Genomic DNA, 26,916 nt, shown 5'->3' with positions numbered 1-26,916 from the left:
TTGTTTTTAATAAAAATTAATTGATTCAATCCATTTTCGAAAATCCAAAACATACTATTTTGGCTGTCGCGAATAGCTAATCACCGCATACCAAGATGATATATTCTGGTTAAAAATCAACAGCTTACGAACCATAAACGCTTGACACGGCTCTGATCTTGGTCGAGACTTACTCCCAATTACAGCTAACTACGGCAGGCATAGATGAATACGGATGAGTTCTTATTAGGTCGTTTCGGACCATTAATGAGCATTGCAGATGTGGCCAGTATTTTAGGCCGCTCTCCCGATGGTGTACGGGTAGCGCTTTATTCAGATAGTGATATGTCGCGGCGTCTGAAACCTACCATGTTACGGGTCGGCCGACGCGTGTACTTCCGTACGCTCCAAGTCAAAGACGCCTTACACCTCGACGTCCCGACAGCAGTCTAATGACCGATACCGTCATCATCAGACGAAAAGTAAAGCGAGACTTTACTGCCCTGTCCAACGACCTTATCCGAGATCCACGACTGTCATGGGGGGGACTGGGGCTGCTCGTGTATGTCCTCCACCTGCCAGACAATTTTCGGCTGCGGTTATCCCATCTGTCCAAACAGAAGGCAAGCGGACGGGACGCGACACGCGGACGGGTAAAGGAACTTGAGGCTTGCGGCTATTTGGCCATCACACGAGAACGAGGCTCGCGTGGCCGTTTTGCCAGCACATCATGGGAAATTACAGATGAACCAAACATCCCTCAACAGGACAGCGAACCACCACGTTCGGAAAACCCGACCACGGTAAATCCGACTACGGAGAAACCGGAAACGGAAAAGCCGACGCTACTAAATACTAATACAGAACAAGTACTAAATAAAAAAAATACTACTACAACGCCAAGCGATAACGAGACAAATGCACCACCTTCGCTATCGCTTCCTGCCAGGTTATCGCCACACGATGCCAAGGCGATTAGCAATGCTTTACGAGACGTACCACTGGAAGACGCCCAGAGCCTATTGGACGAGCTCAGCGCCGCAATAGAGTCGGCGGGAACAATTCGCACAACGCCAGCACGGTGGTTCTACGGTTTATTGAAGAAGTATCGGCAAGGTGAATTCAACCCTTGCGGCGCTGCGAAAATCGCAATGCGCGGTACAAGAGAAAAGCAAGAAGACGAAGCGCCCCAAGTACCAGCAGCAAGCCCGGACTTCGCCTTAGCGCAACTAGCCAGTATTCAAGAAATGCTTAAAGGCAAACGGCGGTCGTCATGAGCAATAGCCCGATGCTTAGCGTACGTCTTGGTAAGGAATTGAAGCAGCTCTGGGTGGAGCACTGCATCAGATACGGCACGACGCCCAGCCGTGGCATCCGCCAGGTAATTGGACACTTAATGGCAAAAGGCGAGCAGGCTTCACCCTTAGGCAAACTAACTGAGCTTCAGGAGCACGCAGACCTTACTCGACGGAGATTAGAAATCCGGTTGACGACATCCGAGTACCTGTGCATCCAAGAATTCGCCAGGCAACAGGGCATGTCATCAAATCAATGGGTAATCAATTTGATACGTGCCAACCTGGTCGCACGGCCTCAACTCGGTATGGAGGAGCTACGGGTCTTGGGCGAATCCAACTCACGCCTGCTTGCCCTTGGGCGGAATCTTAACCAAATAGCACGCCAGATCAATACGAATCCGGGAGCCCATGAACGGTTAAAGACTGAACAGATTGAAAATTTAAGCCGCCATATCGCAACTCACACGGCACAAGTAACTGGCGTCATGCGTGCCAACATCGACCGGTGGACAGTGAAATGAGCCAGGTTATCGACGGCGTATTGAAGGATTGGGGAGAACGCATCTTCTACCCACAGGTTAAAGGACGGATAGGTAAACGAACCATTACCCGATCCGCAGTCTCACACTCGCACAAGCAGACCGGAGGGACGAGAAGCGCCAGGATTCGGGAAAAATTGTCGCTTGCCTCTCGCAATGCACCAGAAGTCATGGTGAAAATATCTGGCGGCGGCAAAGGTATGCGACAGATCAAGGCACACCTGGACTACATATCACGCAATGGCCTGGTTGATCTGGAAAATGAAGAGGGACAGCTTATTACCGGCCGCGAAGCGGTACGCGATCTGCGAGACGAATGGAAATACGGCCAGTACGGCATACCCGAAGAGGCACAGCACAAAGAGGCATTCAACATCGTCCTGTCCATGCCCCCAGGAACAAACAGAACATCGGTCAATGATGCTGCTCGTGCATTTGCGGCTACAGAGTTCAGCAGCAACCATGCTTATGTTTTTGCGGCACACGACGATGAGCGTCACCCACACGTACATCTTTGCGTAAAGTCCTTGGGTTTTGACGGGACGCGACTGAACCCACGCAAGGCCGATTTACAGCGATGGAGGGAGGGTTTTGCTGAGGCGTTACGTCAGCGCGGGATCGAGGCAAATGCTACTCCTCGCACAGCGCGTGGCGCTATACGAGGCCCGGTAAAACAGACAGCTCTACATAAGCAGCAGCGGGAAGCCCCGGAAATTGAGGCAAAAAACCAGCCAGTAAAAAGCCGACTCCAAGACAGTTTCAGCGTAACCAAGAAAGCACTTCACGTCTACGGAAAGATCGCCCGAGCTCTCAGCTCCGGAGACGCAGCAGACCGTCAACTTGCGCTCGATATCACACGGTTCGTCGCCAAAATGCCTGTCCTTCAATTTCTAAAGGCTAAGTCACGCACCCTCGACCGCGACGACAAGCTCGCTGACACACGATCTTCCCTCTCACATTCCGATTTGGCAGACAAAAGCCGGTAGTCGTTTCATCCCAGGAGAATTTCTCATGAGAAAACCTTCACGTGTTCTGACCATTGCGTTGGGCATACTACTTTCATCACCCGTCATTGCACAGATACCCGTTACGGATAGCGCCTCTATTGCGCAGCAGGTCACGAACCAGCTTGAAACCGTTGCGAAATGGAAAATTCAGTATGACCAGATGATTACGCAGATAGACCAGCTTAAACAGCAGTATGCATCTGTGACTGGATCCCGCAACCTTGGCCAGATTCTGAATAATGCTGAGTTACGCGACTATCTTCCGGACGACTGGCAAACAGTCTACGACTCGGTCAAGCACAACGGCTATGCCGGGCTTTCCGGCACAGGCCTTATGGTCTACGACCAAAACAAGGTTTATGACGGCTGCCAGCACCTGACGATTACCCAGCAGCGAATGGCCTGCGAGACTCAAGCCGTAAAAGGGGCACAAGACAAAGGCTTTGCCCTGGATGCCTATGACAAGGCCAAGTCGCGGATCGATCAGATTGACCAACTTATGGCAAAAATTGATCAAACGCCAGACCCGAAAGCGATTGCAGAGCTACAAGGCCGACTCACTGCTGAACAAGCCCTGATTCAGAACGAGCAAACCAAACTTCAGATGTACCAGATGGTAGCCAATGCTGAAGACCGCGTACAGCAACAGCGTCAGAAAGAAATCAATGCAAAAGCCAACGCCCGGCGCGGTTGGATTCAACCAACGATCAACTAAGAAAACCTATGATTTCATACATCCAAATCCCCATCCTTATCGTCGTCTTTTTTCTATTGCAATCAATGTGGCGATTCTGGGCCTGTATCAGCCGAATGGGTTTCATGCGAGAGATAGGACGGCGTGCACCTTTCATGCTTCAGCGGGATATCCTCGCAGCAGTATTCGCTTGCCTGCCCTTCGTCATCGCCCTGGCCTTATGGGTAGGAATCACACTCCCGGATCAACCGAAGAACTTATCGCCGCTACTGGCTGCGTTCCTATCCCTTGCTTGCCTGTGCGTCTGCATCTCTATCTTGGGGCGCAATGGTGGACGTTTTTCTGGCCATTGGGCAGGCAGTAGAGAAAGCGCATTGCGCACCGTGGCCGCCCTACGCCTGATCGACGCCGCCGAGCTTAACCATGCATTGACGGTCATGCAGGACGCAGAAACCAATGACACGACCAAATACCGGTAAGCCAGAAGATGAGAGCTCTAATCACCCCACTCTTGTTCGTTATCGCGACATTAGTCGGTTGCGGCGAAAAAGAAGTCGTACAAACGGTCGATTGGTATAAATCGCAAGACACTGAACGGAAGGCGATGATCATCAAGTGCAAAGCCAATCCAGGCGAACTAGCCTTGGCGCCTAACTGCGTGAATGCAAAGCAAGCCGATAACGAAAAAGCGCTATCACGACGAGGATGGCTGACGCCCAGCACAGCTGATTTTGGCAAAAATAAGGACTGACATGAACGGGCCAACCATTTTCCAATTTATTGGCGGCCCTCTTGATACGGCCTTAAGCTCATTCATCACTGTCACTGCAGGGAGTGTGATAACCGCGTTCACTCTTTTCGCTGTAGGTTGTGCCACGCTTTACCTTACCGTCATGGGCTACATGATCGGATGGGGGTACGTTGAACAGCCCATGTCAAATTTCCTGAAAACCTGCGTGAAGCTTATTTTTATTTCTGCCTTCGCCCTTAACGTTGATATGTATTCGGAATGGATAGTCGGCGGGCTCCAGTCGTTGCAAACAGGCTTTACAGCCGCCTTTGCGGGTGCTGATGCCACCACGGAACCTAACTCTGTTTACGAAGTGGTGGATAGCGCTTTAGGCAAAGGCTGGGGTATTGCTGCCGACCTTTGGGAGCGGGCGGGCAATCGTAGCTGGTGGTCGGAGGGCGGGACTGCAATTGGTGAGATGTTAAACGCCGCCATCATTGCGATAGCAACCGGCCTTATCGCTGTACCAGCCGGCGGCTTGATCGTGGTTGCCATGACTGGCCTAACCATCCTGCTTGGTATTGGTCCCTTTTTCATCATGGCTTTGATGTTTCCAGTCACAGCCAAGTTTTTCGATAGCTGGCTTGGGCAAGCTATGACCTACATGCTGCGAATTGCCCTTATCGCCGCCGTCATGGGGCTTGCCTTTAAAGGATTCGATGCCTTGATCAACAGTGTTGACTTAGACAGTAAGCAGAATCCGCTATTCACGTCTCTGATACTGATTACCTACACAATTGTCATGTTCTGGCTGTTGGGCGAAATGAATAGCGTCGCAGGACAACTAGCCGGAGGCATTAGCAGCGCCGCAGTTACCTTGCGTGGCATGGCGTCAGGTGCAGCGGCTCCGCTGCGTAGCGCAGGAAGAGCTATCAACGGATCCAGTACGCGACGAGATATGCAGTCTGGGATGATGGTCACAGGTGGCCGACTAAACCACCTTGTAGCGGGAAACACCATGTGGAACCCGGCCTATCGGCAACATGTCATGCAGAACATGGGCAAGAACTGGGGCCGCGCCAAAGGCGGCAAGGCTTCCAAATAACGCTACGCTGCAAGACAGTTTCAGCGTACCGATTTGCGCTGAAACTGTCTTGCTCTATTAGGTAGCGCATTTGGTCATGACCAAATAAATGGAGGTGTGTGGACTATGGCAGGATAGGCAGTCGCCGGTTTTTGTCACACACTAATGGCTAGACACCTGCTTCAATTCCGAATCGAATCAAGTCGCTCTTGCAGCAAGTCATGCTGCAGGCTAAAGACCTCTGGCTTTGCGGCCTTCAGCTTCTTCAGGTTAAGCAACTTCCACTTCAAGGCTGGCAGATTCCTCAAGTTTGGAAAAGGCATAAGCTCCCACGCGGGCTCGCCTTTCACTAACGACAAGAGGAAGTCTTTATGCTTGGACGTGAGCGCATTGGGCAAGTCCTGCTTCAACCGACTACGAGTCTGCAGCAAAGTGTCCAGCGCAATCTCTTCGCGGGTCATGCCTCGGAAGTGGTTGTTGTAGACCGCCTCAAACGGTGCATCCGCGCTAAAAAGCACTTCATGAACGGGTCGATTATGACCGGCAAGATACGCCACAAAACAGTCCACAAAATTCGCCTCCAGGCCAAAGGTCTCGTACATTTTCAGGACATCGAAGATATCCCTGGGATGCTGGCGATCCATGGCCGCCACTAGTTTTCCGCCATAGACTTCCGCGCGCGCCAGCATAGGCACGGTGATGTTTGCCGTGAACAAGGTCTGCGCAGCAGACGCGAGAGAAACGTTCTCTATAGACAGCAGTACACCCCGAAAAATCGGATTGACCTCCACCTTCACTTCGGCCATGTCAGATCGAACAAACAGCGTCACGTCTTCACCACCAGGCCTTTTGGGAATAGCAACGTCATAGCCGCGCTGCTCAAGACGTACACAAGCGTCATGCAGATCACTGGCAATGGCCTGCAGCGCATCGTCACGGCTCAGCGTGTGATCGACAAACACCACATCGATATCCACGGAAAGACGCGGCATGTCTTGCAAGAATAGATTCAGCGCGGTTCCGCCTTTCATGGCAAAACGGGGCGACTCGAATATATCGGGCGCAATATCGATCAGTAGACGAACTGTCTCAATGTAGTCTTGTTTCATGGCTTCAGATCCAGTCTTTCCCCGTCTTTGGAGACCGCCACCCAGCGTGTACCCCCGCCTTTGTCTTGGCTGATCTGCCGCGCAAGCGGCGCCCATGGCAGGTCAAGCTCTTCTGACAGAACGCGCGCCAGGCGCACAACCTTGATCCGTGCCGTATGCATCAGCAATGTTTCGAGAGTGCCGGCGCGAAGGCTGCGTGTACTTTCCACCAACGAACGCGCCTCCTGAAGCGATTCGGTTTTACCCACATCACTCAAGAGTTCGAGCAGCGCACGCTCGGGAACGGAGACAAGCACATCGGGATGTCCACCGGGCAACGGTTGCAGACCAAAGTTTTGCTCAAGGCCGGTATCGAACAAACGTGTAGTCTGATGGGTACATTCATAACGACTGATCAGCCATGCGGGTAGGCGCAACGCTCGTGGCCCCCACAGCGAGATCACTTCCCGAAATGCGATGTTGTGCTTGATTCCGCGCCATGCCAGTGCTGTCCTGGCCCCGACATGCAGCCCCTCATTGCGACGCATAAGGAAAGCCAAGCAGCCATCCCGGCTCAGCGTATCGCCGGGCAGCATATACACGCCCCTGCCCAAGTGCGTCAGCCACCCCGCCTTGGCAAGATGCGCGGCATGAGATGGACTCAGGCCTTTCTCCTTTAGAAAAGCGGTGTCCAGCGGCTCACCCCGAGGGAGTATCGTAAGCAGGGCTTTGAATGAGAATTTATCTGTAGTGGCTACCATATGACAACTATTGCATTATTTTTATTCAATTTCAAGCGATACGCATGGATTCCACATACATTTCCAGCGATTGTTGATCGAGAAGAACAACTATTGCTGAAACTTCATACAAAACAGGAATTCAAAACTGGAGCAAAACTTAGTTGTCCGGAATTTCTGGCTAGCCGCCAATAACGGCACGGACTATCTAAGCTAATGGTGCAGCCTAGACGGTAGGTCCTCTACGCCCGACACACTCGAGCCCGCTACCTGTATCCAAATTTGACAGCCAGACAGAAACATCCCACAATCCCCGCATGAAAAACGGTGAATATGTCTGGCAAACGCCGCAGTGGCCCAACTGGCAATACGATCTAGCCGCCTTGGCAGACCCCTTGGCGGCGGTTAGCCGTGCCCAAGGACTACTTCTTGGCCGCCTGGCAGACGTGAGCATGGCATTGCGTGCTGAAGCCAGCATGGCTGCTCTCACCGAAGACGTTGTACAGACCAGTGCGATCGAAGGCGAAACGCTGAATGTAGCCTCCGTTCGATCCTCAGTCGCCCGTCGCTTGGGCGTAGACATCGGTGCTCTGGCCCCTGTAGACCGCCATATAGAAGGCGTCGTAGACATCGCACTAGACGCAACCAGCAATGCGGCCACTCCTCTGACTATTATGCGTCTTTTCGGCTGGCACGCCGCATTGTTTCCGACCGGCTATTCAGGCATGAGTCCCATTCGCGCCGGTATCTGGCGTGACAATTCCACCGGTCCGATGCAGGTCATTTCGGGCTCTATTGGCCGTGCGAAGGTTCATTATGAAGCGCCACCGGCCAATCGCCTGCCTGCTGAGATGGATCGCTTCCTGGCTTGGCTAAATGCCACCCACTCCAAAGAACCCACCCTATTGCGTGCCGGCCTGGGGCATTTATGGTTCGTCACCCTACATCCGTTTGATGACGGCAATGGCCGGATTGCCCGCGCCATTGGCGACTTGCTACTGACCCGCGCTGACGGTAGCCCGCAGCGGTTCTACAGCCTATCCGCACAAATTCAGCGGGAACGCAAAGCCTATTACAACATTCTTGAACGCACGCAAAAAGGCGATCTGAATGTGACTACCTGGCTAGAATGGTTCCTGGCAACCTTGCTAAAAGCCGTGGAACAAGCACACGTAACCCTGGACCAGGTACTGGTCAAGGCGAAGTTCTGGCAACAGACGGTGACCATTCCAATGAATGAACGCCAAATCAAAGTATTGAACCGGCTACTTGATGGATTTGAAGGGAAGCTAACAACGAGTAAATGGGCGGCACTCGCGAAATGCTCAAGCGATACTGCCTTACGGGATATCACCGAACTACTGCAGCACGGTGTACTTCAGAAAGCCAACGCTGGCGGACGAAGCACGAACTACGAAATATGCCACTTCAGAGAGAAAGTATGAACGAGCCCGTATCAGAACGAGAAGAAAAATGGTCAGCCTTCCTGGCTCGTTGGCCTTTAGAGAATCTGAACGACATGACCTTGGTGCAATATAGCCAGGCAGGCAATCAAGATTGCTTTGTATATTGGCTGGAAGCGCTGACTGAAAGCTTAGGGTCAATCTGGGGCGGATCCGCCTTTAAGTTTGGCATTTACTCAAGAAAAAACAAAATTGAGAAAGCCACTACCGCAGATCGCAGCTATGGCGAGGACTATGCTTGGTATACGAAATACGGCGCCTCACCGGAAGAAGCGTTTGCGCAGGTTAAAAAGATCATTCTTAGCATAGCCAAAGCGGCTCGCGACGGACAGCTTGACCAAATCGATGGAGCAGATCTAGGGCCTGCAGTTAAGTGGAAGCTAGCGTTCCTTTATCAAAACCGCGAAGGGCCCATCATTCTTCCTATCTATAAGACTGAATGGCTTCAGGCCGTCCTTAACACTAAAGAAAGAAGCGTTGCTGAATTACAGCGGCGCATCATGTTGGAAAACCCTGCTACAACCCAAGATGGCCAGCAGAGCACAAGCATTTTCAATTATGCCGACACCGTCTGGGCCAATGTTCAACGTCAGATAAAAACAGAACTTACACCAGAAAATGCCAAGGCGTTTCTTGACGAAACTGAACGCTTCACACCCATCGAGCCTGCGACCAAGACGATGGCGGGATACCAAACTTCTGAAGGCGAGCAACTAGGGCTGGCCCTGGATAATAAGAAAACAACAATATATTTAAGCGCTGGCGACTGGGAAGGCAGCGTACAGGGGCTCACTGAAGTGGAGCCATACCCTGCCGAGAGGTCTCGCAGTAGCAGCCTCGCAGCCAATGCCCCAAAATTGGCTCAGGGGAATCCGATCATTAAGGTAGTGGTACCCGACAAAGCCACGCTTATTGCTCTATGCGACGCCTACGAAAGTAGCGAAACAATAAATTCCTCGACGATATCAAGCGCAATGGCTACACAACCTTCATCCGCACCGCCACTGAACCAAATTCTGTACGGGCCACCTGGCACAGGCAAGACCTTTTCCACTATCGATGCAGCCTTAGAAATTCTCGACCCGAACTTTCTACTGAATCATCGCAATGACCGTAGCGCTCTCAAGCACCGATATGATGCTTTAGTCGCTATGGGTAATGTACGCTTCGTGACATTCCACCAGAGCTTCAGCTATGAAGACTTTGTAGAGGGGCTTCGCGCCGAAAATACTGACAAAGGCGAACTACGTTATGAGGTTGCTGACGGCGTATTCAAAAGCATTTGTCATGCCGCCGCAGCAAAGATTACCAAGCAAGCAACTGCACCCACTGACATCACTGGTCGAAAAATTTGGAAACTTTCTCTAGGCAACAGCCTTGGTGACGACTCCTATATCTTCGATGAGTGCATTGAAGCAGGCTACGCACTCATCGGTTATGGCGCCCAGCTCGACTTCAATTCCTGCTCCACTCGGCAAGCCATTCAGGCTCACTTTTCGGCCAATGGCTACGCGCGAGAAGACGATGCGTACGAACTGACGGCAATCAATACCTTCGTCAACAAGATGAAGGTCGGTGACCTAGTGGTTGTAACGGAAGGGAACTTCAAGTTCAGGGCGATTGGTCAGATCACCAGTGACTATCATCTGATAAACCGAGACGAGCAGGGAGATACTTACGGTCAGTGTCGCGATGTGAAGTGGATACGGGTATACAAACCGTCCTTACCGCATGACCAATTGATGAATAACCAGTTCAGCCAGATGACCATCTATGAGCTTAAGCCTACCGCTTATGACTCAGAAAAGCTGAATGGCCTATTGCGCTCTGGGTCTACCCCCAAGATAACTCACTTGGCGTCAAACAAATTTATGGTCGGAGAGCAATTTGGTTCAGGCTACACGGTTACTAAGTCCTCGACCGAGTTGCTAGAGCTGAATAAGCCAAACGGAAAGTCATTGCCTTTTGCCATGAGCTTATTGCAAACGCTCGCCGACTATGTGCAAGCCGACCAGCTCAGTGTTGACGACATCCGAGATAAGAAGGTTTTCGAGAAGGTACCAGATACGCTGCTTGAGCCGTACATTGTTAATGGCTATGCCAACATTCTTCCAATACTCGTTGATCGACTAGTACGCCCAGCCTACACCTACGCAGGGGACACAGCGCAGACCAGCACACCCAGCGCAAAAGTACTGATTATTGATGAAATTAACCGTGGAAATATCTCTCGAATTTTCGGAGAGCTCATTACGCTGATTGAGCCATCCAAACGCGCAGGCGCCTCGGAGTCTTTGGAAGTAACGCTTCCCTACTCAAAGACGTCATTCAGCGTGCCCGACAATCTCTATATTATTGGGACGATGAACACGGCAGACCGCTCGTTGACGGGTCTTGATCTTGCACTCCGGCGGCGCTTTACTTTCCGCGAAATGCCACCCCGCCCCGACCTGCTTGATGGTGTTTCTGTAGAAGGCATTGACGTCGGCAAACTACTCGCAACGTTGAATGAGCGAATCGAAGTTCTCCTTGATCGTGACCATTGCTTGGGCCATGCGTACTTTATGTCGCTTAAGACGGATCCGTCACCACAACTCACTGACTTAGCGAAGATTTTCCGCCTAAACGTGATTCCGCTACTTCAAGAATATTTCTTTGAGGACTGGAAACGGATTCAGTGGGTTCTTAATGATCACCGAAAGCCCGACAATCTTCGGTTCATTACCCAGCATCCAATCGATCAATCTTTGTTTGGCAACGACGTCAACATCAACCAGCAAAGCGGAATTTGGAGAGTCAATGACAGTGCTTTCGTAGCTAAAGAAGCTTATTTAGGTATTACCGATGCGTTCGAACCGGGTGCGGTGTGACCTCCGTAATATCGGTCCGTGAATACGCAAGGCTAACGACGGAGCATGTAGCCAAGCCTTCACTAGACCATGCACAGATTCCTGCCTCAGCTTTTGATTGGCTCTGCAACCTCAGCTCCACATTTAGCCGGTCTGGGGCAGCATTGGTACAGATCGAGGGACGAAGATGGCTGCGCCTTGATAATTATGTTGGCGTCATCGAAACCCCATGCGGCACTAAGCTAGAAATCTTACCGAAGCATGTAGATGGCGGTGATATTTTGGAAGCCAGCCGAAAACTACTCCAGCGGATGATTGCTGCCTCGCTGAATTTGCCGGCGCGCATAGCAGGAGAAGCTTCACTTCGCCTATTCGACGCCCCGCTCAGCGAATGGATAATGGAACGCTTCCTTATCGCGCTAGACCAACTAATTAAGCGCGGCATTCGTTCAGACTATGTTCGTATCGAAGCACAAGAACGTTATCTACGCGGGCGACTAGATCTTGTCCGCCAAGTACGCCAACCGGCAGGACGGCAACACATCCTTCAAATAGAGCACGACATTCTCGTACCTGACCGGCCAGAAAATCGCCTACTAAAGACCGCTCTTGAAATTGTAGCCAAGCATGTTCAACTTCCAAATAACTGGCGTTTAGCGCAGAACCTACGGATATTGCTTCAAGAAATCCCCTCGAGCGTCGATATTAGTGCCGACTTTAAGCGTTGGACTAAAGATCGATTGATGGCTCACTATCAACCTATTCTTCCTTGGTGTGAGCTCATCCTTTACCGGCAAATGCCCTTGTCACTTGTTGGCCAGTGGCGCGGCATTAGCATGCTCTTTCCGATGGAGAGACTATTCGAGCGCTACGTGGCAGCGTCCCTTAATATGGTACTCGCTCCAGATGCCAAGCTTGTTACACAAGCCGCTAGCCAATCTTTGTGCTCTCATGATGGCGGCACAATGTTCCAGTTGCGGCCCGACCTGCTTATTGAGCGCGGTTCCCAGCGATGGCTACTCGATGCCAAGTGGAAGCGGATCAACCAGAACGAAAAGTCTTCCAACTACAGAATTAGTCAAAGCGACTTTTATCAGATGTTTGCGTATGGGAAGAAGTATCTTCAGGGCGCGGGCGAACTAGCGTTGATCTATCCACGACACGCCGGATTTAGTAATCCACTTCCTGTATTCAGTTTTGATAACGATTTACGCCTGTGGGCCCTACCCTTTGACCTTGACTCTGGCTCCCTATTGCTAGCAAGCGGCTCAACGCTGCCTTTATGTTACCTTTAGATTCATACTATTAATTTTTATTAACTTATAAGCCACGCATGATCCAAGATATAAAAAAAACCTTATGGGCCGCCGCAGATAAGCTTCGAGCAAATATGGACGCCGCAGAATACAAACACTTGGTTCTGGGCCTAGTTTTTTTAAAGTACATTTCCGACTCTTTTGCCGCGCACCGCGCCGATTTGACACAGCGTTTTGCAGATAAGAACGATGAATACTTCCTACCAGATGCGGATGAGGCACTTATTGCATCCGAGCTGGAGGAACGCGATTACTACACGGCGGACAACATCTTCTGGGTGGCCGAAGCCGCCCGCTGGGAAGCGTTACGCGCCGCTGCCAAGCAGCCGGACATCGGCAAGCGCATCGACGACGCTCTGACCGCCATCGAGGCCGAGAACCCAAAGCTGAAAGGGATTCTGGACAAACGCTATGGTCGCGCCCAACTGCCAGACGGCAAGCTCGGCGAGCTGGTAGATATGATTTCCACTATTGGCTTTGGCGGCGATGCCAACGCCGCTCGCGATATTCTGGGCCAGGTGTACGAATACTTCCTGGGACAATTTGCCAGCGCCGAAGGCAAGAAAGGTGGCCAATTCTATACGCCAGCCAGCATTGTCAACACTCTGGTGGCTGTTCTAGCCCCACACAAGGGCCAAGTCTACGATCCCTGCTGCGGTTCTGGCGGCATGTTCGTACAGTCTGAAAAATTCATTGAAGCCCACGGCGGCAAGACTGGCGACGTATCCATCTACGGCCAGGAATCCAACCCCACCACCTGGCGGCTAGCTGCCATGAACCTGGCAATACGCGGCATCGACTTCAACCTGGGCAAGGAACCCGCCGACACCTTCACCCGCAACCAGCACCCCGACCTGCGCGCCGATTTCATTCTGGCCAACCCGCCGTTCAACATCAGCGACTGGTGGCATGGCAGCCTGGAAGGCGACCCGCGCTGGGCCTATGGCAACCCGCCCCAGGGCAATGCCAACTATGCCTGGCTGCAGCACATGCTGCACCACCTGAAGCCCTCAGGCCGGGCTGGCATTGTGCTGGCCAACGGCTCCATGAGTTCCAGTCAGAACAACGAAGGCGTCATCCGCGCCGCGATGGTCGATGCGGATGTAGTGGAGGTGATGGTGGCCCTACCCGGTCAGTTGTTCTTCAACACGCAGATTCCCGCCTGCCTATGGTTCCTCGCCAAGCAGAAAAAGCGCAAAGGCGAAGTACTGTTCATCGACGCCCGGAAGCTGGGCAAGATGATTTCACGCGTACAAGCAGAACTCGACGACGATGCCATCAACCGTATCGCCGAAACTGTTGCTGCATGGCGTGGCGAGGTAGAAGAAGATGCCACGATTACCGAATACCAAGATGACCCTGGATTCTGTCGCAGCGTACCTCTGACTGAAATCGCACAACATGGGCATGTGCTCACATCAGGACGGTATGTAGGCGCAGAAGAAATCGAAGACGACGATGAAGCCTTCGCGGAGAAAATGCAAAAGCTGACTGAAAAACTGGGTGAGCAGATGGCTAAGGGTACCGTGCTGGATACGCTGATTCGGGAGAAGCTGGGGGGGATCGGGTATGAGTTCTGAATGGCCTTTAGTAAAAATATCTGATGTCTGCGCAGTTGGAGATGGTGCTCATAGCAAAGTCGAGAGAACATCAAAGGGCGTTTTATATCTGACATCAAAAAACATTGGGAACGGAACCTTAAAGCTGGATAAATTCGACTTTATCTCGGAAGAGTCTTTCAACAAATTATTCCCTCTTCACAGCAAAGCTACCCGAAGACCCCAACCTGGTGATGTTCTGATTGGCATCATTGGCACATTTGGAAATGCTTATGTATACAAAGAGTCTGACCACTTCGGGTTCTCGAGCTCTATTGGAATTCTACGCCCCGCCCTACAAAAGCTTATCCCGGAATATTTGTATTATGTAATTTCAAGTCCAAGATTTAAACAAATTCATGCCAGTGCAGATGGGGGATCTGTGCAGGGATATACAAATATCCCTTCGATAAAAAATATTCCCATCCCACTCCCTCCGTTAAAAATTCAAAAAAAAATCAGTTCATTTCTGGGTACTCTCGACGACCGCATCACCCTCCTGCGCGAAACCAACAAAATCCTTGAATCCATCGCCCAGACCATCTTCAAGTCCTGGTTCGTGGACTTCGACCCCGTGCGCGCCAAGATGGAAGGCAGTCAGCCTGAAGGCATGGATGAAGCCACGGCAGCATTGTTTTCAGATTCGTTTGAGGAGTCGGAGCTGGGGTTGATACCAAGTGGGTGGAAAATAAAAACTGTAGGAGATGTCACTACTGCCTTGGGCGGCGCGACACCCAGCACCAAGACTGAAGCATTCTGGACGCCCGAAGAATTTCATTGGACGACGCCCAAGGATTTGTCGGGTTCGACATCGCCCGTCCTGCTTAATACGGAGCGCCACATCAGCGCGGCAGGATTGGCAAAAATCAGTTCAGGCTTATTGCCGGTCGGGACCTTGTTAATGTCATCCAGGGCACCCATTGGCTACCTAACTATCAGCCGGATTCCTGTGGCCATCAATCAAGGATACATCGCCATGCCACCCGATGGAGAGTTGGCGCCGTTATTCATGTACTTCTGGTGCAAAATGAATATGGACGTCATTAAGGGGCATGCCAACGGCTCGACCTTCATGGAAATTAGCAAAAAGGCTTTTCGGCCTATTCCTATTATCGCTCCATCGTCCGGCATTCTTGACGGTTTCACTCAGGTTGTCGAAAGTCTGTTTAACAAAATCAGCATCAACACGGAGCAGGCCGACGCACTTTCTTCCCTCCGAGACACATTGCTTCCCCGCCTTATCTCTGGCCAACTGCGCCTTCCAGAAGCCCAAGAGCTAGCGGAGGCAGCATTGTCATGACCGAAGACCAACTCGAACAGGAAGCCCTGGGCTGGCTGACCGAAACCGGCTACATCCCCTGCAGCGGCCCGGATATCGCCCACGACGGCTCCGATCCGCAGCGCAGCGGCTACACCCAAGTGATTCTGCCGCAGCGTCTGCACGATGCCATTGCCAGGTTGAACCCGGATATACCCACCGCCGCCCAAGAAGACGCTTTCAAACAGGTACAGAACCTGGACACCCCTGTTCAGTTGGCCGCCAATCGCCACTTTCACAAGCTGCTGGTCAATGGCGTTCCCGTTCAGTACCAGAAAGACGGCGAAACCCGTGGCGACCTTGTTCGCCTGATTGACTGGGCCAATCCAGGCAACAACGAGTTCTGGGCAGTCAGTCAGTTCACTATCAAAGGCCCGCACCACACCCGCCGCCCGGACATCATCTTGTTCGTGAACGGCCTGCCACTGGTGCTACTGGAACTGAAGAATTCCGTCAATGAAGACGCCGATATCTGGAAGGCTTACGATCAGATTCAGACCTACAAGGCGCAGGTTCCCGATATCTTCGAGTACAACGAAATCCTGGTGATATCTGACGGCAGCGAGGCTCGGTTCGGGTCGTTGTCGGCCAATGCCGAGCGCTTCATGCAGTGGCGCACCATCGATGGCGTGGGGCTTGACCCGCTGGGCCAGTTCAATGAACTGGAAACCCTGGTGCGCGGCCTGCTGGCGCCGCAGTACCTGCTGGACTATCTGCGTTACTTCGTACTGTTTGAAGACGACGGCACGCTCATCAAGAAGATTGCCGGCTATCACCAATACCATGCCGTGCGTTTCGCCATCGAGGAAGTGGTACGCGCGGCTCGCCCCGATGTGGAAAAGGATAAGCGCGGCAAGGGCGGCGTGGTGTGGCATACCCAGGGCAGCGGCAAGAGCATCACCATGACCTGCTTTGCGGCGCGGATAATGCAGGAACCCGCCATGCAGAACCCCACCATCGTGGTGATTACCGACCGCAATGACCTGGACGGGCAACTCTTCGGCGTCTTCAGCCTGTCGCAGGACCTGCTGCGCGAACAGCCCGTACAAGCCACTACACGCCAGCAACTGCGGGCCTTGCTGGCAAACCGGCCTTCAGGCGGCATTGTGTTTGCCACTATTCAGAAATTCATGCCGGGCGAAGATGAAGACATCTTCCCGGAACTGTCCGCCCGCAGCAATATCGTCGTGATTGCCGACGAGGCGCACCGGACGCAATACGGCTTTGAAGCCAAGCTCAAGACCCGCAAGAGCAAGACTGGCAGCCCATCTACGGCTTATCACCTGGCTCCCGATGGTGAATCCAGCACGGCGCTCGCCACAGAGTTCGCCGGCTCAGAGGATTATCTGGCCACGTATCAGGCCGGCTACGCCCAGCACTTGCGCGATGCCTTGCCCAACGCCACCTTCGTGGCCTTCACCGGCACCCCGGTCAGCAGCACTGACCGCGATACCCGTTCCGTGTTCGGCGATTACATCCATGTCTATGACATGCAACAGGCCAAGGAAGACGGCGCCACAGTGGCCATCTACTATGAGTCTCGACTGGCTAAGCTCAAGCTCAAGGACATCGACCTGGGGGCAATCGATGAAGAAGTCGATGAGCTGGCCGAGGATGAGGAGGAGCATACCCAGGCTCGACTGAAGTCGAAGTGGGCGGCGTTGGAAAAGGTGGTGGGCGCGGAACCCCGCATCGCCAGTGTGGCTGCCGACCTGGTCGAGCACTTCGAGGAACGCAACAAGGCTCAAAATGGTAAATCCATGGTGGTGGCCATGAGTCGCGAAATCTGCGTGCATCTGTACAACGAAATCGTGAAACTGCGCCCCGACTGGCACGATGACGATCCGGAGAAAGGCGCAATCAAAGTCATCATGACCGGCAGCGCCAGCGACAAGGCTCTGCTGATTCCACACATCCATAACGGCCAGGTAAAAAAGCGCCTGGAGAAGCGATTCAAAGACCCAGCTGACTCGCTGAAGATGGTGATAGTGCGCGATATGTGGCTCACGGGCTTTGATGCCCCTTGCGTGCATACGATGTACATCGACAAGCCCATGAAGGGCCACAATCTGATGCAAGCCATCGCCCGCGTGAACCGCGTGTTCCGCGACAAGCAAGGCGGCCTGGTGGTGGATTACATTGGCATCGGTAACGAGCTGAAAGCCGCTATGAAGGAATACACGGCCAGCAAAGGCCGGGGCAAACCCACCGTAGACGCCCACGAGGCCCTGGCCGTGATGTTGGAAAAGCTGGACGTACTTCGCGCCATGCTGCACGGCTACAACTATTCCGGTTTCAAGACCGGCGGCCACAAGGCACTTGCCGGCGCCGCCAACCACATCTTGTCGCTGCGCCCGCCACCGGGCCAGAAAGACGCCAAACTGGACGGCAAGAAACGCTTCGCCGATGCGGCGCTGGCGCTTAGCAAGGCCTTTTCCCTGTGCTGCACCCTGGATGAAGCCAAAGCCCTGCGTGATGAAGTGGCCTTTATGCAGGCGGTAAAGGTCATTCTCACCAAACGCGACATCAGCGCCCAGAAGAAAACCGACGAACAACGCGAAGTCGCCATCCGCCAAATCATCAACCAGGCCGTGGTCAGCGAAAGCGTAGTCGACATCTTCGATGCCGTTGGCCTGGAAAAACCCAACATCGGTCTGCTGGACGACGAGTTTCTTACGCAGGTACGCAACCTGCCCGAACGCAATCTGGCGGTGGAGCTGCTGGAGCGTTTGCTGGAAGGCGAAATCAAGAGCAAATTCGCCAGCAACCTGGTGCAGCAGAAGAAGTTCTCGGACATGCTCGGCAGCGTCATCACCCGCTACCAGAACCGCAGCATCGAAACCGCCCAGGTCATGGAAGAGCTGGTCGAGATGGCCAAGAAGTTCAAGGACGCTGCGAATCGTGGTGAAGAGCTGGGTCTGAGCGAAGATGAAATACGTTTTTACGACGCGTTGGCCAATAACGAATCAGCCGTACGCGAGCTGACGGACGAAACTCTGAAGAAGATTGCTCACGAGCTGACTGAAAACCTGCGCAAGAATATTACGGTGGATTGGTCAAAGCGAGAGAGCGTGCGTGCCAGTCTACGGCTGATGGTGAAACGGATACTGCGAAAGTACAGGTATCCGCCTGATATGGCGGATACGGCTGTGGAGCTGGTGTTGCAGCAGGCCGAGGTGTTGGGTGAACAATGGAGTTAAGTGTGGGTATCTCGGCACGGAAAGCGGTTGAACAGCCACAACCGGAAATGCAAACAACCAACCATATTCAATACATCTAGGTAAAAAGGGACGGGAATGAGCGAGGTCATTATTAAGTTGCATGAATGTGTAGCGCTAAGTCAACTTGACGCAACCATAATTGAAAAGTTACTACATGATGACTCGTGTGTTCAGGAGTGTGAAGTACTAGACTTTAAACGACAACTACCAGAGTCAGACCTGGAGTATTTGACAGTCATTCGAGACCTAACGGCACTGCATAACTCTTACGGCGGCTTTCTAATATTTGGTATTGGCGAACTTGAGAAAGATAGATCAGTTGAAATTGTAGGTGTTGAATCCGGGCGTCTCAAGCTTGGGAAGCTACGGGATCTAGCTCGATCATACTTAGGATGCGACTTAAGAATCCAAGCACAAGCCATTCAACTTTCACACGTACATCTTGAAGCACTCCATGTCAGCAAACGCTCCGTCGGTGACAGCCCAACACGGTTTTTCAAAAACGGTCCACACGACGAACGAAATAAGCCATATTTTAAGAAAGGTGACGTTGTTTTTCGTCGTCTGGACAGCAATGATATGGCAAAAAATGCGGAAGATTATGATTTCCTTTTTTCAGCACGCCGCCCTCCTTCTCTTGAGATCTCAATCGAGAATCTAGCTGATGAGGAGCCACTGGAACACAATCTACCAGATCGAATCCTGGTTTGTTCACGCTTCATAGGGAGAAAGGGGGATTTGGGCGAACTATGGGCGTGGCTGGGGGATGATTTTTCTCGAGTTCGCCTAATCGCTGGTGAAGGAGGATTAGGGAAAACAAGTCTTGCCTACCGGTTCTCCGAGGAAGTGGCCACCAGACGAATTCGACCCTTCGAAAAAGTAGTATGGCTCACAGCAAAAGAACGACAGTTTATAGCTGCTGAAGACTCTTATAGAGACGATCGAAAAACAGATTTCAACGATGCGCAGTCTTTATTTCGCGCCATTGCTTCCACCCACGGTTATTTAGATAGCGAGCTAGATGAACTTGATCTCAAGGAGTCAATGCAAGCAGCCTTAGAAGGTTGTTCAATAATGCCAAGCTTTATAGTCATCGACGACGTCGACTCATTGCAGCCAGAGGATCAGCAACGAGCACTAGAGTTTGGGATGCGAACTCCAGCGAATACCAAGATCTTGTTGACTACACGTGTCAACTTTTCGTACTCCCCTGACAACGTTCTAAAGTTGGATGGGCTACCACCAGACGAATTCAAAGAATACATAGTTGGACTTCGAGATCGCTATCAGTTACCGGCACTAAAAGAGTCGAAACTTAGCCACCTTCTCGAGGTGACTAGCGGCTCCCCTCTTTTCACTGATTCTTTACTCCGTCTGGAACGAAGGGGGCAGACTCTAGATCAGGCCATCAACCAATGGAAAGGGGAGAAAGGACTAGAAGCCCGAAAAGCAGCATTGTCACGCGAGGTACAACAGCTAAGTAAGACTGCCATGCGTGTCCTGTATGCCATTAGCTTATTGAAAAACACTAGCTATACTGAGCTATCTGAGCCTGTCCGTAATTTTGTGGGTGAGGCATATCATAGGGGTTAAAAACCATGGATATGCCAATGAAGAAGAAGCGTACCGTTGCCGCGCAGGCAGCCGCCCGTGGGCCGTTGCCTGATCTACCCAGGGAACTGCTCGATGAACTGGTCAAAGGTCCGATGACGCCCACTGAAGTCCAGGATTTGATGCTGGCGTTCAACAAGGCGATCATCGAACGGGCCATGGGTGCAGAGATGAACATGCACCTTGGCTACCGGCCCGGTGAAGCCAAGCCACCAGAACAGGCCAACGAGCGCAACGGTGCCAGCGGCAAAACGATCATTACGGATCGCGGCCCCGTGCGGGTGGATATTCCCCGAGACCGCGATGGCAGCTTTGAACCCGTTCTGATCCCGAAGCACGAGCGCCGATTTACCGGCTTTGATGAACGCATCATCGCCATGTATGCCCGGGGCATGAGCGTGCGCGAGATTCAGGGATTCCTGGCCGAGAGCTACGGCACCGAAGTGTCGCCGGACTTCATCAGCTCGGTGACCGACGAAGTCATGGCCGAGGCTATTGCCTGGCAGAGCCGTCCGCTGGAAGCGATGTATCCAGTCGTTTTCTTCGATGCGCTGCGCGTCAAGATCCGCAGCGATGGCGTGGTCAGCAACAAAGCCGTTTATCTGGCGCTTGGCATCCAGGCCGACGGTCAGCGTGATGTATTGGGCCTGTGGATTGAGCAGACCGAAGGTGCCAAGTTCTGGCTCAAGGTCTTCAACGAGCTGAAGACCCGTGGGGTTCAGGACATCCTGATCGCCGTCGTGGACGGCCTGAAGGGGTTGGCAGAGGCGATCAATACCGCCTATCCGAAAACCGCCGTGCAAACCTGCATTGTGCACCTGATCCGAAACAGTCTGGATTACGCTGGCTGGCGCGACCGCAAAGCGGTTGCCCAAGCGCTACGGCCCATCTATGCCGCCGCTAGCGAGCAAGAGGCCGAAATGGCTTTGCAGTCCTTTGCCGAGGGCCAATGGGGCGCAAAGTATCCGACCATCGTGCAGGCTTGGCAACGGGCCTGGGAATACGTGATTCCGTTCTTCGTATTCCCGCCCGAGATCCGGCGTGTTATCTACACCACTAACGCCATCGAAAGCCTGAACATGCAATTGCGTAAAATCATCAAAACGCGAGGTCACTTCCCCAACGACGAAGCGGCCATCAAGCTAATGTGGCTAGCGTTACGGAATGTGTTGAACAAATCCGTGCGCGCGGCCTTCGATTGGAAATCAGCCATGAATCAGTTTGCCATCATGTTCGGCGAACGGTTTACGCAGGCTCGGGATAAAGTTGTTAAACCGCCTCGCCCACAAAAAGACGGATACTCCCAGCTATCTCAAATAACCACATATACGGAGCAAACGCTAGGCGACGCTCTACAGGAGCTAGCGGGACTTTTTCTTATAAGCGCACCATCAATTGCAAAAGAGTCTCGTTACACAGTCGATCGAAATACCGGCCAGCTAGTTGTAGAAGTGGCTGCAACGCTTGGTATAGATCATGCTGCATTGCTGTCGGCTACAAAACGAGCACGTTCAGATGCAATTGGGCTAACTCGCCAAAAGCGTACCAACATCGTTGGCCTTGCTATTGCTCAGTCTATGGCACAACTAAAAGATAACGATGCAAGGGGGGCTTTGGACACAGTGATGGCTGCAGCAAAAAAGCTCAGTACTCCCAATGCAGATCTCCTATTGGCTATCGGCAGATTCTATTTAAGGCTACCCTCGCCTAACCCTGGAGAGGCGAGTAAAGCCTTTGATGAGTCTTATCGGCTCGGCCAGCGAAAACAACTACTCTTTGACCTATGGTTTGAATCCGAATACATGCGAGGCAGCTTTCAAGCGGCGAAGGACATCGCTACAAGTGCAATCAACCATGAGGTTGGGGATGACTACCAGTGGCTCGAAAGAAGAGCACAAATCCACGTTACTCTTGCGAACCGTTCTAAATCACGCTTATCTCATGACTCAGCCATCAGAGAAATAAATTTCGCTATAGCGGATATGCGCTCTGCTAGAGCTAAAAGTAGCGGCGATATTCAAAGGCGCCATATGAATACACTTATCGAACAAGCCGATACACTCAAAGCTAAACTAATGCAAGGCGTGTGATCGCTATCTTCAAAACCAGCAAAATCCTTGTATCCGGATGTACCTGTACTGTACCCAATTTCAGTACAGTACAGGTACACACATCAGTTTTCACCAATTCCACAAAATTACGCTAACCTACTGATCTATAATTACTTTCACCTTCATCAACCTACGCTCACATTCGCCCCACTTCCCTAGACAAACACCTTTACACGCCAACTCAAAATCCCCCGCCGCAAGGCGTGCCGGTTCGATTCCGGCCGCGGCGCCACTCTAGAATTCACTCCGGTGTCGCCAAGAAAAACGAAGAAAGGTAAACCGGTGACGATCCGATCAATAACTAAAGGCGGAGTAGGAAGCCTTAACGCTCGGTAGTCGCGCTAGCAGCTTCTTGTTTCAATTGCGAGGAACCACCTTTGCGCAAGCGGTAAGGCGCTCGGCACCGCCCCATGCGCTGTAGGCAGCATTGGCCTTCGCAACCGTTGCTTCCTCGTTCTTGCTGTCATACTTCTCGGCAGGAGTCTTGAAGAAGATCCACAGAACTTCCGGTCTGTCGACTTGGCCTACGAAGCGTTCGCTCCTGGATATTTCATCCTTGAGCGGTTGCCCCGCTATCAGACGCGCTAGCGCAACGCTGCCTTCGCCTATTCGGGGTCCCACATCCCCAACCACGAACGGAACTGCAATCTTCTTATTCAACTCGTAGGCAACGCCGAAGCTCCCCATCGCGATGCCCCGTGACAGTACGCTTGAAGGTACTACCGCTGCTGGCACGCGCAGCGCATTAACATAGCGCGACTGGTCCGCCCTATCCGTTATGGACGAATCGGCAAGCGCCGTTGGCGAGACATAGAATCCCGAGCCATCGGCCTGAACGACGGGCACAACGGATGTCACCGTGCGTCCGGCGATTCTCACCGACTCATGACCTAGAATTCCGTACCAGTTAACTGCCCCTACTGAAGCATCCTTCCAACCCGCCGCGCCGATGCGCGCCACATCGGACATAAACCGGCCAGTGCAGGTCCTGCTGCTCTCAGAGCCTTGATATGAAGTCCCATCGGGCAAGTACACCTTGCCGGCGTTGCATAGGTGAATCAGTGCTCCAGCGTCCGCGTTCTTCGGGTGGTACGCCCGCTTGTAGCCATCTATGTTGATGTTCATCTTCGCGAAGGCTGCAATTCCTCCATCCGACAACACCCAGGCACGGTTCACCCCTCCCAGCGCAGAGATTATGGTGCCGGCGCAGTCAGCAGCGACCCCGCTGCTCGGCACGAGCGCAGCTGCCAGCACACATAGGATCAATCCAGTGGAAATGCGGCTCACAACCAGCCCCCTTGCAATGATCGCAACGTCAAATCATATGAAATGGCCCCAACGCCGACAATAGGACATGTAGCCAGCAGCGGTTTCATTGTCGGCGGCTCACGCTAAGAGGCCGTTCGCAATGCGCGGATCTAGGTCAAGCTTGCCTCGTTGGTTAACGTAACGAGAGACGGTGAAGCCCGGCCACATTCCGTTAGCTCAAGGGCTGACTCATAGCTCGGTGTATTTTTTTGCGCTGCCCTTAGCTTGGTCTATCGGATATTTCGCTTCGTTCCGTTCGATTTTTTCCATGACGATCTTTTGAATGTCAAAACCGTAAGCATCGGAAAGCAGCAGGGCATAGGCTAGTACATCTGCGAGCTCTTCCTTAACCTTCTCCACATCGGCAGTTTCCGGCGTTTTCCATAGAAAGGCCTCTAACAGTTCACTGGCCTCGATGCTCAAGGCCACCGCCAGATCTTTAGGGTTATGAAACTGTTTCCAGTCGCGATCATCGCGAAACTGGCGCAACTTTTGCATGACTTCGTCCATATCCTCAACCTATTCTGGCTTAGCTTGTTGGAAATGATAGTAACTTGCCTGACACAAGTTAGGAACATCATCGCGGTGCGCCCTCGAACGTCGGGCCTGCCAAGGGGGTCAGCGGCTGAACAAGCGACGGCTCCTGTGATCTGGCGGCTGCACTATTACCGGGAACCATGCCACCATGAGAACGCAGTAAGACGGTACGGACAGCACAACTAAACCTTAGACCGATTGGATTTCTATTAAGTCAATCTGGCAATTTATGCCGGTGAAGCGTCACAACATCCGCAACGTTGGAGAATACGAGGGCCACTTGAACGTCGATAATCGTATCGTCACGGATCTGATTGTCGCCTGCCAGACCGATGCTGACCGCGTCGATGCTTTACCACCTTTGAAGTGGCCTCGAGCAAGACTCAATCGACGCGATCCCACGCGACTCACAGCGCGAGGCTCCTTGTCGATGTTAGGTCAACGCCGTACCAAAGCATCAACAAAGGCAGCAAGATCACGATTGAAACGCTCAGCCTCTTCGAGGAACGGCGAATGCCCAGACTGTGGATAAAACTTAGCCACTACACTCGCGTTCAACGCCTTGGCCCGGTTGTATGATGGCTCCACCTGAACCAGCGCGTCGCGCGCACCATAGATTAATAACAGTGGCTTTTGCATTCCTCCTAAACCCTTGGGCGCGTCCAGCGACATCCCATGCACTGCGTTCTGCATGTCTTCGGAGGCCATGGCCGCATTGGCCAACAGCCGGTGGAAGGTAACGGCGTCAGGCCGGGTGGCAAAACATAGCCCTACGAATTCACGTTCGGCGTCCAGATGAGTCTTCAGATCCGGCGATGCCATCCCACTGTAAACGCGAGGGTGCGGAACGATCTGCTCTGGCTTCAGCTCGATGACACCGCCCACATAGACGGCACCAGCGATCTTCTCGTCACCATAAACTGCCAGATAATTTGTAGTCACGGCTGCGCCCAGCGACCACCCTACGATGACAGGCTGCTGGGCTGCTGACCCTTCGATTACTGCAGCCAAATCATCGGCCCAGCGTCGTCCATCGCTGTAGGCATCACTACGCTTAGGTTGATCGGACACACCATGCCCACGCATATCGTAGGTAATCAATCGATAGCGCTGTAGCTCGGGGCTATTGACCTGCTTCTCCCAGCTCAAATGGCTGCCTAGCAAGCCATGAATGAAAATGATGGGTTGGCCGTTCGGCTCTCCCGCTTCCTGGACGGCGATGGACACCCCGTCAGGACTGGTCACTGTGTACGGTTGCACAGCGGCCTGGGCCAGTACAGAGACACCACAAGCACGCTAAGGATCGGTACTTTGGCACACGCAACCGGTGCCAGCGTGCGTTCGATTCGCCACTATGATCAGCACGGTCTGCTGGCATCCGAGCGGGCCGCTAACGGCTACCGTGCCTTCCAGGCGGTAGCCGTCACCCAAGTCAAACAAATCCAGCGCCTGATTGCCACCGGCTTCAGCTTGGAGGAAATCCGCAGCTTTCCCGATTGCATGCTATTGATCGAAGGGGCGCAAGCATGCGCCAACATTACGGAAACGCAGCGCAAGCGGCTCGCGATGCTCGAACGCCAGATAGAAGCACTGGAGAACCAACGCCAACGCTTGCGCGCCATGTTGATCGAAAGCTCTGACGTTAAAACGACGCGCTGAGCCCCAGCACCGCCGCCGCCTTGCCGGTATATTTGCCGCGGGTGTTGGTGTACAGATTGCGATCGGCGTTGGTGTCGTAGTAAGTCAACGACACCGCAAAGCGATCAAACTGGCGGCTCAGACCAACACTCCAATCGGTGTACGAACCGTCGTCCATATTGCGCACTTTTTGATAGCCGACATGTGCTTTCAAATCGACGTCCCAAAAGCCTGTAGGCACTGCCATGCCTAAATCGTAATATTGGCTGTTTTTGCTATCGGGTGCGCCAAAGAGATCTGTCAGCGCATGCGAATATTTGAAACTCAGGGGGCCATAACCTAGGCCAACATAGGCTTCAGTCGTGTCGGGGTCATTGAACCCGGCGGGATAGCTGCCGGGATAATAATAGTGCAGCGCGCCCACATCGAAAGTGAAGCCTTCGGCGATCGTATGCTTGTACCCGGCATAGAAATCCATTTCGACATTGGAAGACACATCAGGGTCTGCATCCGAAAGCCAACTGATGCTGGAGTTCCAGTTGCCCAGGTAGAAGCCGCTACGATGGCTGATGTCGAACCCGCCCTGCACCGCCGGTTTGCCGTTGGTCTGCATCAAGCCGCGAAATCGATATTCACTGACGACGCCCAGATTGGCGCTGAATGTCCAGTCCGGTTCGCTTGCCGGCGTAAGGGATGTCTGTGCCGCTGCAGTGTTAACACTTGCGAGCAAAGCGGCGATGGCAATTAGCGGGAAAGCGCACTTCATGGTGATACTCCTTGGTTGGAT

22 protein-coding genes and 1 pseudogene are annotated in these 26,916 nt (G+C 52.8%); 16 read left to right on the top strand and 7 right to left on the bottom strand.

The window, feature by feature from the left end; genetic code table 11:
• Window positions 1-431: 431 nt before the first annotated feature.
• From CKA81_RS00255 to CKA81_RS00225, 7 genes are read left to right on the top strand one after another with little or no spacing between them, the layout of a single operon-like run.
• Window positions 432-1,256, top strand: coding sequence for a hypothetical protein (locus tag CKA81_RS00255; RefSeq protein ID WP_128353499.1), 825 nt, complete (start codon window positions 432-434; stop codon window positions 1,254-1,256).
• Window positions 1,253-1,798, top strand: a complete 546-nt coding sequence (locus CKA81_RS00250; RefSeq protein ID WP_128353498.1) for a hypothetical protein — start codon at window positions 1,253-1,255, stop codon at window positions 1,796-1,798. The genes CKA81_RS00255 and CKA81_RS00250 overlap by 4 nt, the downstream gene beginning before the upstream one ends.
• The gene (locus CKA81_RS00245) at window positions 1,795-2,802 is read left to right on the top strand and encodes a relaxase/mobilization nuclease domain-containing protein (RefSeq protein WP_128353497.1); all 1,008 of its coding nucleotides are present in this window, start codon (window positions 1,795-1,797) and stop codon (window positions 2,800-2,802) included. The genes CKA81_RS00250 and CKA81_RS00245 overlap by 4 nt, the downstream gene beginning before the upstream one ends.
• A gap of 25 nt (window positions 2,803-2,827) precedes the next feature.
• Window positions 2,828-3,538, top strand: coding sequence for a P-type DNA transfer protein VirB5 (virB5, locus tag CKA81_RS00240; protein WP_128353496.1), 711 nt, complete (start codon window positions 2,828-2,830; stop codon window positions 3,536-3,538).
• An 8-nt stretch (window positions 3,539-3,546) separates the two neighbouring features.
• Window positions 3,547-3,996 (top strand): hypothetical protein, encoded by a 450-nt coding sequence (locus tag CKA81_RS00235; protein ID WP_128353495.1) that lies wholly within the window; start codon window positions 3,547-3,549, stop codon window positions 3,994-3,996.
• A gap of 8 nt (window positions 3,997-4,004) precedes the next feature.
• On the top strand, window positions 4,005-4,268 hold the full coding sequence (locus tag CKA81_RS00230; RefSeq protein WP_128353494.1) for an EexN family lipoprotein: 264 nt from the start codon (window positions 4,005-4,007) through the stop codon (window positions 4,266-4,268).
• Between the two features lies 1 nt (window position 4,269).
• Window positions 4,270-5,352 (top strand): type IV secretion system protein, encoded by a 1,083-nt coding sequence (locus CKA81_RS00225; protein WP_128353493.1) that lies wholly within the window; start codon window positions 4,270-4,272, stop codon window positions 5,350-5,352.
• A 57-nt stretch (window positions 5,353-5,409) separates the two neighbouring features.
• On the opposite strand, the gene CKA81_RS17495 is transcribed toward CKA81_RS00225, so the two are convergent.
• Genes CKA81_RS17495 through CKA81_RS00210 form a run of 3 tightly spaced genes read right to left on the bottom strand, consistent with a single transcriptional unit; the run spans window position 5,410 to window position 7,180 of the window.
• Window positions 5,410-5,490, bottom strand: coding sequence for a cytochrome c3 family protein (locus tag CKA81_RS17495; RefSeq protein WP_128356413.1), 81 nt, complete (start codon window positions 5,488-5,490; stop codon window positions 5,410-5,412).
• A gap of 23 nt (window positions 5,491-5,513) precedes the next feature.
• The gene (locus tag CKA81_RS00215; protein WP_128353492.1) at window positions 5,514-6,440 is read right to left on the bottom strand and encodes a nucleotidyl transferase AbiEii/AbiGii toxin family protein; all 927 of its coding nucleotides are present in this window, start codon (window positions 6,438-6,440) and stop codon (window positions 5,514-5,516) included.
• Window positions 6,437-7,180: a type IV toxin-antitoxin system AbiEi family antitoxin domain-containing protein gene (locus tag CKA81_RS00210; protein ID WP_128353491.1), complete on the bottom strand. Its 744-nt coding sequence runs from the start codon at window positions 7,178-7,180 to the stop codon at window positions 6,437-6,439. Before CKA81_RS00210 ends, CKA81_RS00215 begins: the two co-directional genes overlap by 4 nt.
• A gap of 296 nt (window positions 7,181-7,476) precedes the next feature.
• On the opposite strand from CKA81_RS00210, the gene CKA81_RS00205 reads away from it, so the two are divergent.
• The 8 genes and pseudogenes from CKA81_RS00205 to CKA81_RS00170 form a co-directional block, all read left to right on the top strand.
• A complete protein-coding gene (locus CKA81_RS00205) occupies window positions 7,477-8,604 on the top strand; it encodes a Fic family protein (RefSeq protein WP_128353490.1) in 1,128 nt (375 codons plus the stop codon).
• Window positions 8,601-11,492 carry an AAA family ATPase gene (locus CKA81_RS00200; RefSeq protein WP_128353489.1) on the top strand — a complete coding sequence of 964 codons (2,892 nt, stop codon included), beginning with the start codon at window positions 8,601-8,603 and terminating at the stop codon, window positions 11,490-11,492. Before CKA81_RS00205 ends, CKA81_RS00200 begins: the two co-directional genes overlap by 4 nt.
• Window positions 11,493-11,635: 143 nt before the next feature.
• On the top strand, window positions 11,636-12,766 hold the full coding sequence (locus CKA81_RS00195) for an McrC family protein (RefSeq protein ID WP_228255756.1): 1,131 nt from the start codon (window positions 11,636-11,638) through the stop codon (window positions 12,764-12,766).
• 38 nt (window positions 12,767-12,804) lie between these two features.
• Window positions 12,805-14,367: a class I SAM-dependent DNA methyltransferase gene (locus tag CKA81_RS00190; protein ID WP_128353487.1), complete on the top strand. Its 1,563-nt coding sequence runs from the start codon at window positions 12,805-12,807 to the stop codon at window positions 14,365-14,367.
• Complete coding sequence (locus CKA81_RS00185) at window positions 14,357-15,685, top strand: restriction endonuclease subunit S (RefSeq protein ID WP_128353486.1); 1,329 nt, start codon at window positions 14,357-14,359, stop codon at window positions 15,683-15,685. Before CKA81_RS00190 ends, CKA81_RS00185 begins: the two co-directional genes overlap by 11 nt.
• Window positions 15,682-18,903, top strand: a complete 3,222-nt coding sequence (locus CKA81_RS00180) for a type I restriction endonuclease subunit R (RefSeq protein ID WP_128353485.1) — start codon at window positions 15,682-15,684, stop codon at window positions 18,901-18,903. Before CKA81_RS00185 ends, CKA81_RS00180 begins: the two co-directional genes overlap by 4 nt.
• A 96-nt stretch (window positions 18,904-18,999) precedes the next feature.
• The gene (locus CKA81_RS00175) at window positions 19,000-20,517 is read left to right on the top strand and encodes an RNA-binding domain-containing protein (RefSeq protein ID WP_128353484.1); all 1,518 of its coding nucleotides are present in this window, start codon (window positions 19,000-19,002) and stop codon (window positions 20,515-20,517) included.
• An 11-nt stretch (window positions 20,518-20,528) separates the two neighbouring features.
• Window positions 20,529-21,791: pseudogene (locus CKA81_RS00170) on the top strand (IS256 family transposase); the annotation flags it as partial.
• Window positions 21,792-23,003: 1,212 nt separating this feature from the next.
• Here CKA81_RS00170 and CKA81_RS00165 read toward each other — a convergent pair.
• From CKA81_RS00165 to CKA81_RS00155, 3 genes are all read right to left on the bottom strand, one after another.
• Window positions 23,004-23,933, bottom strand: a complete 930-nt coding sequence (locus CKA81_RS00165; RefSeq protein ID WP_228255755.1) for a hypothetical protein — start codon at window positions 23,931-23,933, stop codon at window positions 23,004-23,006.
• A 210-nt stretch (window positions 23,934-24,143) separates the two neighbouring features.
• Complete coding sequence (locus tag CKA81_RS00160; RefSeq protein WP_128353482.1) at window positions 24,144-24,464, bottom strand: nucleotide pyrophosphohydrolase; 321 nt, start codon at window positions 24,462-24,464, stop codon at window positions 24,144-24,146.
• A 465-nt stretch (window positions 24,465-24,929) separates the two neighbouring features.
• Window positions 24,930-25,766, bottom strand: a complete 837-nt coding sequence (locus CKA81_RS00155) for an alpha/beta fold hydrolase (RefSeq protein WP_128353481.1) — start codon at window positions 25,764-25,766, stop codon at window positions 24,930-24,932.
• A 36-nt stretch (window positions 25,767-25,802) separates the two neighbouring features.
• Between CKA81_RS00155 and CKA81_RS00150 the strand changes: the two genes are divergently transcribed.
• Window positions 25,803-26,150: a MerR family transcriptional regulator gene (locus tag CKA81_RS00150; protein WP_237183396.1), complete on the top strand. Its 348-nt coding sequence runs from the start codon at window positions 25,803-25,805 to the stop codon at window positions 26,148-26,150.
• Here the strand turns inward: CKA81_RS00150 and CKA81_RS00145 are convergent.
• A complete protein-coding gene (locus tag CKA81_RS00145; protein ID WP_128353479.1) occupies window positions 26,134-26,895 on the bottom strand; it encodes a TorF family putative porin in 762 nt (253 codons plus the stop codon). The two genes, CKA81_RS00150 and CKA81_RS00145, sit on opposite strands and share 17 nt — an antisense overlap.
• Between the last annotated feature and the right edge of the window lie 21 nt (window positions 26,896-26,916).

The sequence above is a fragment of the Pollutimonas thiosulfatoxidans genome (assembly GCF_004022565.1).
Classification (GTDB): Bacteria; Pseudomonadota; Gammaproteobacteria; order Burkholderiales; family Burkholderiaceae_B; genus Pusillimonas_D; species Pusillimonas_D thiosulfatoxidans.
This window is presented reverse-complemented; position numbering and strand designations above follow the sequence as displayed.

Coding starts and splice junctions, on each gene's coding strand:
- CKA81_RS00255 (WP_128353499.1), top strand. CDS start 432: ATGACCGATACCGTCATCATCAGACGAAAAGTAAAGCGAGACTTTACT.
- CKA81_RS00250 (WP_128353498.1), top strand. CDS start 1,253: ATGAGCAATAGCCCGATGCTTAGCGTACGTCTTGGTAAGGAATTGAAG.
- CKA81_RS00245 (WP_128353497.1), top strand. CDS start 1,795: ATGAGCCAGGTTATCGACGGCGTATTGAAGGATTGGGGAGAACGCATC.
- virB5 (WP_128353496.1), top strand. CDS start 2,828: ATGAGAAAACCTTCACGTGTTCTGACCATTGCGTTGGGCATACTACTT.
- CKA81_RS00235 (WP_128353495.1), top strand. CDS start 3,547: ATGATTTCATACATCCAAATCCCCATCCTTATCGTCGTCTTTTTTCTA.
- CKA81_RS00230 (WP_128353494.1), top strand. CDS start 4,005: ATGAGAGCTCTAATCACCCCACTCTTGTTCGTTATCGCGACATTAGTC.
- CKA81_RS00225 (WP_128353493.1), top strand. CDS start 4,270: ATGAACGGGCCAACCATTTTCCAATTTATTGGCGGCCCTCTTGATACG.
- CKA81_RS00215 (WP_128353492.1), bottom strand. CDS start 6,440: ATGAAACAAGACTACATTGAGACAGTTCGTCTACTGATCGATATTGCG.
- CKA81_RS00210 (WP_128353491.1), bottom strand. CDS start 7,180: ATGGTAGCCACTACAGATAAATTCTCATTCAAAGCCCTGCTTACGATA.
- CKA81_RS00205 (WP_128353490.1), top strand. CDS start 7,477: ATGAAAAACGGTGAATATGTCTGGCAAACGCCGCAGTGGCCCAACTGG.
- CKA81_RS00200 (WP_128353489.1), top strand. CDS start 8,601: ATGAACGAGCCCGTATCAGAACGAGAAGAAAAATGGTCAGCCTTCCTG.
- CKA81_RS00190 (WP_128353487.1), top strand. CDS start 12,805: ATGATCCAAGATATAAAAAAAACCTTATGGGCCGCCGCAGATAAGCTT.
- CKA81_RS00185 (WP_128353486.1), top strand. CDS start 14,357: ATGAGTTCTGAATGGCCTTTAGTAAAAATATCTGATGTCTGCGCAGTT.
- CKA81_RS00180 (WP_128353485.1), top strand. CDS start 15,682: ATGACCGAAGACCAACTCGAACAGGAAGCCCTGGGCTGGCTGACCGAA.
- CKA81_RS00175 (WP_128353484.1), top strand. CDS start 19,000: ATGAGCGAGGTCATTATTAAGTTGCATGAATGTGTAGCGCTAAGTCAA.
- CKA81_RS00160 (WP_128353482.1), bottom strand. CDS start 24,464: ATGGACGAAGTCATGCAAAAGTTGCGCCAGTTTCGCGATGATCGCGAC.
- CKA81_RS00145 (WP_128353479.1), bottom strand. CDS start 26,895: ATGAAGTGCGCTTTCCCGCTAATTGCCATCGCCGCTTTGCTCGCAAGT.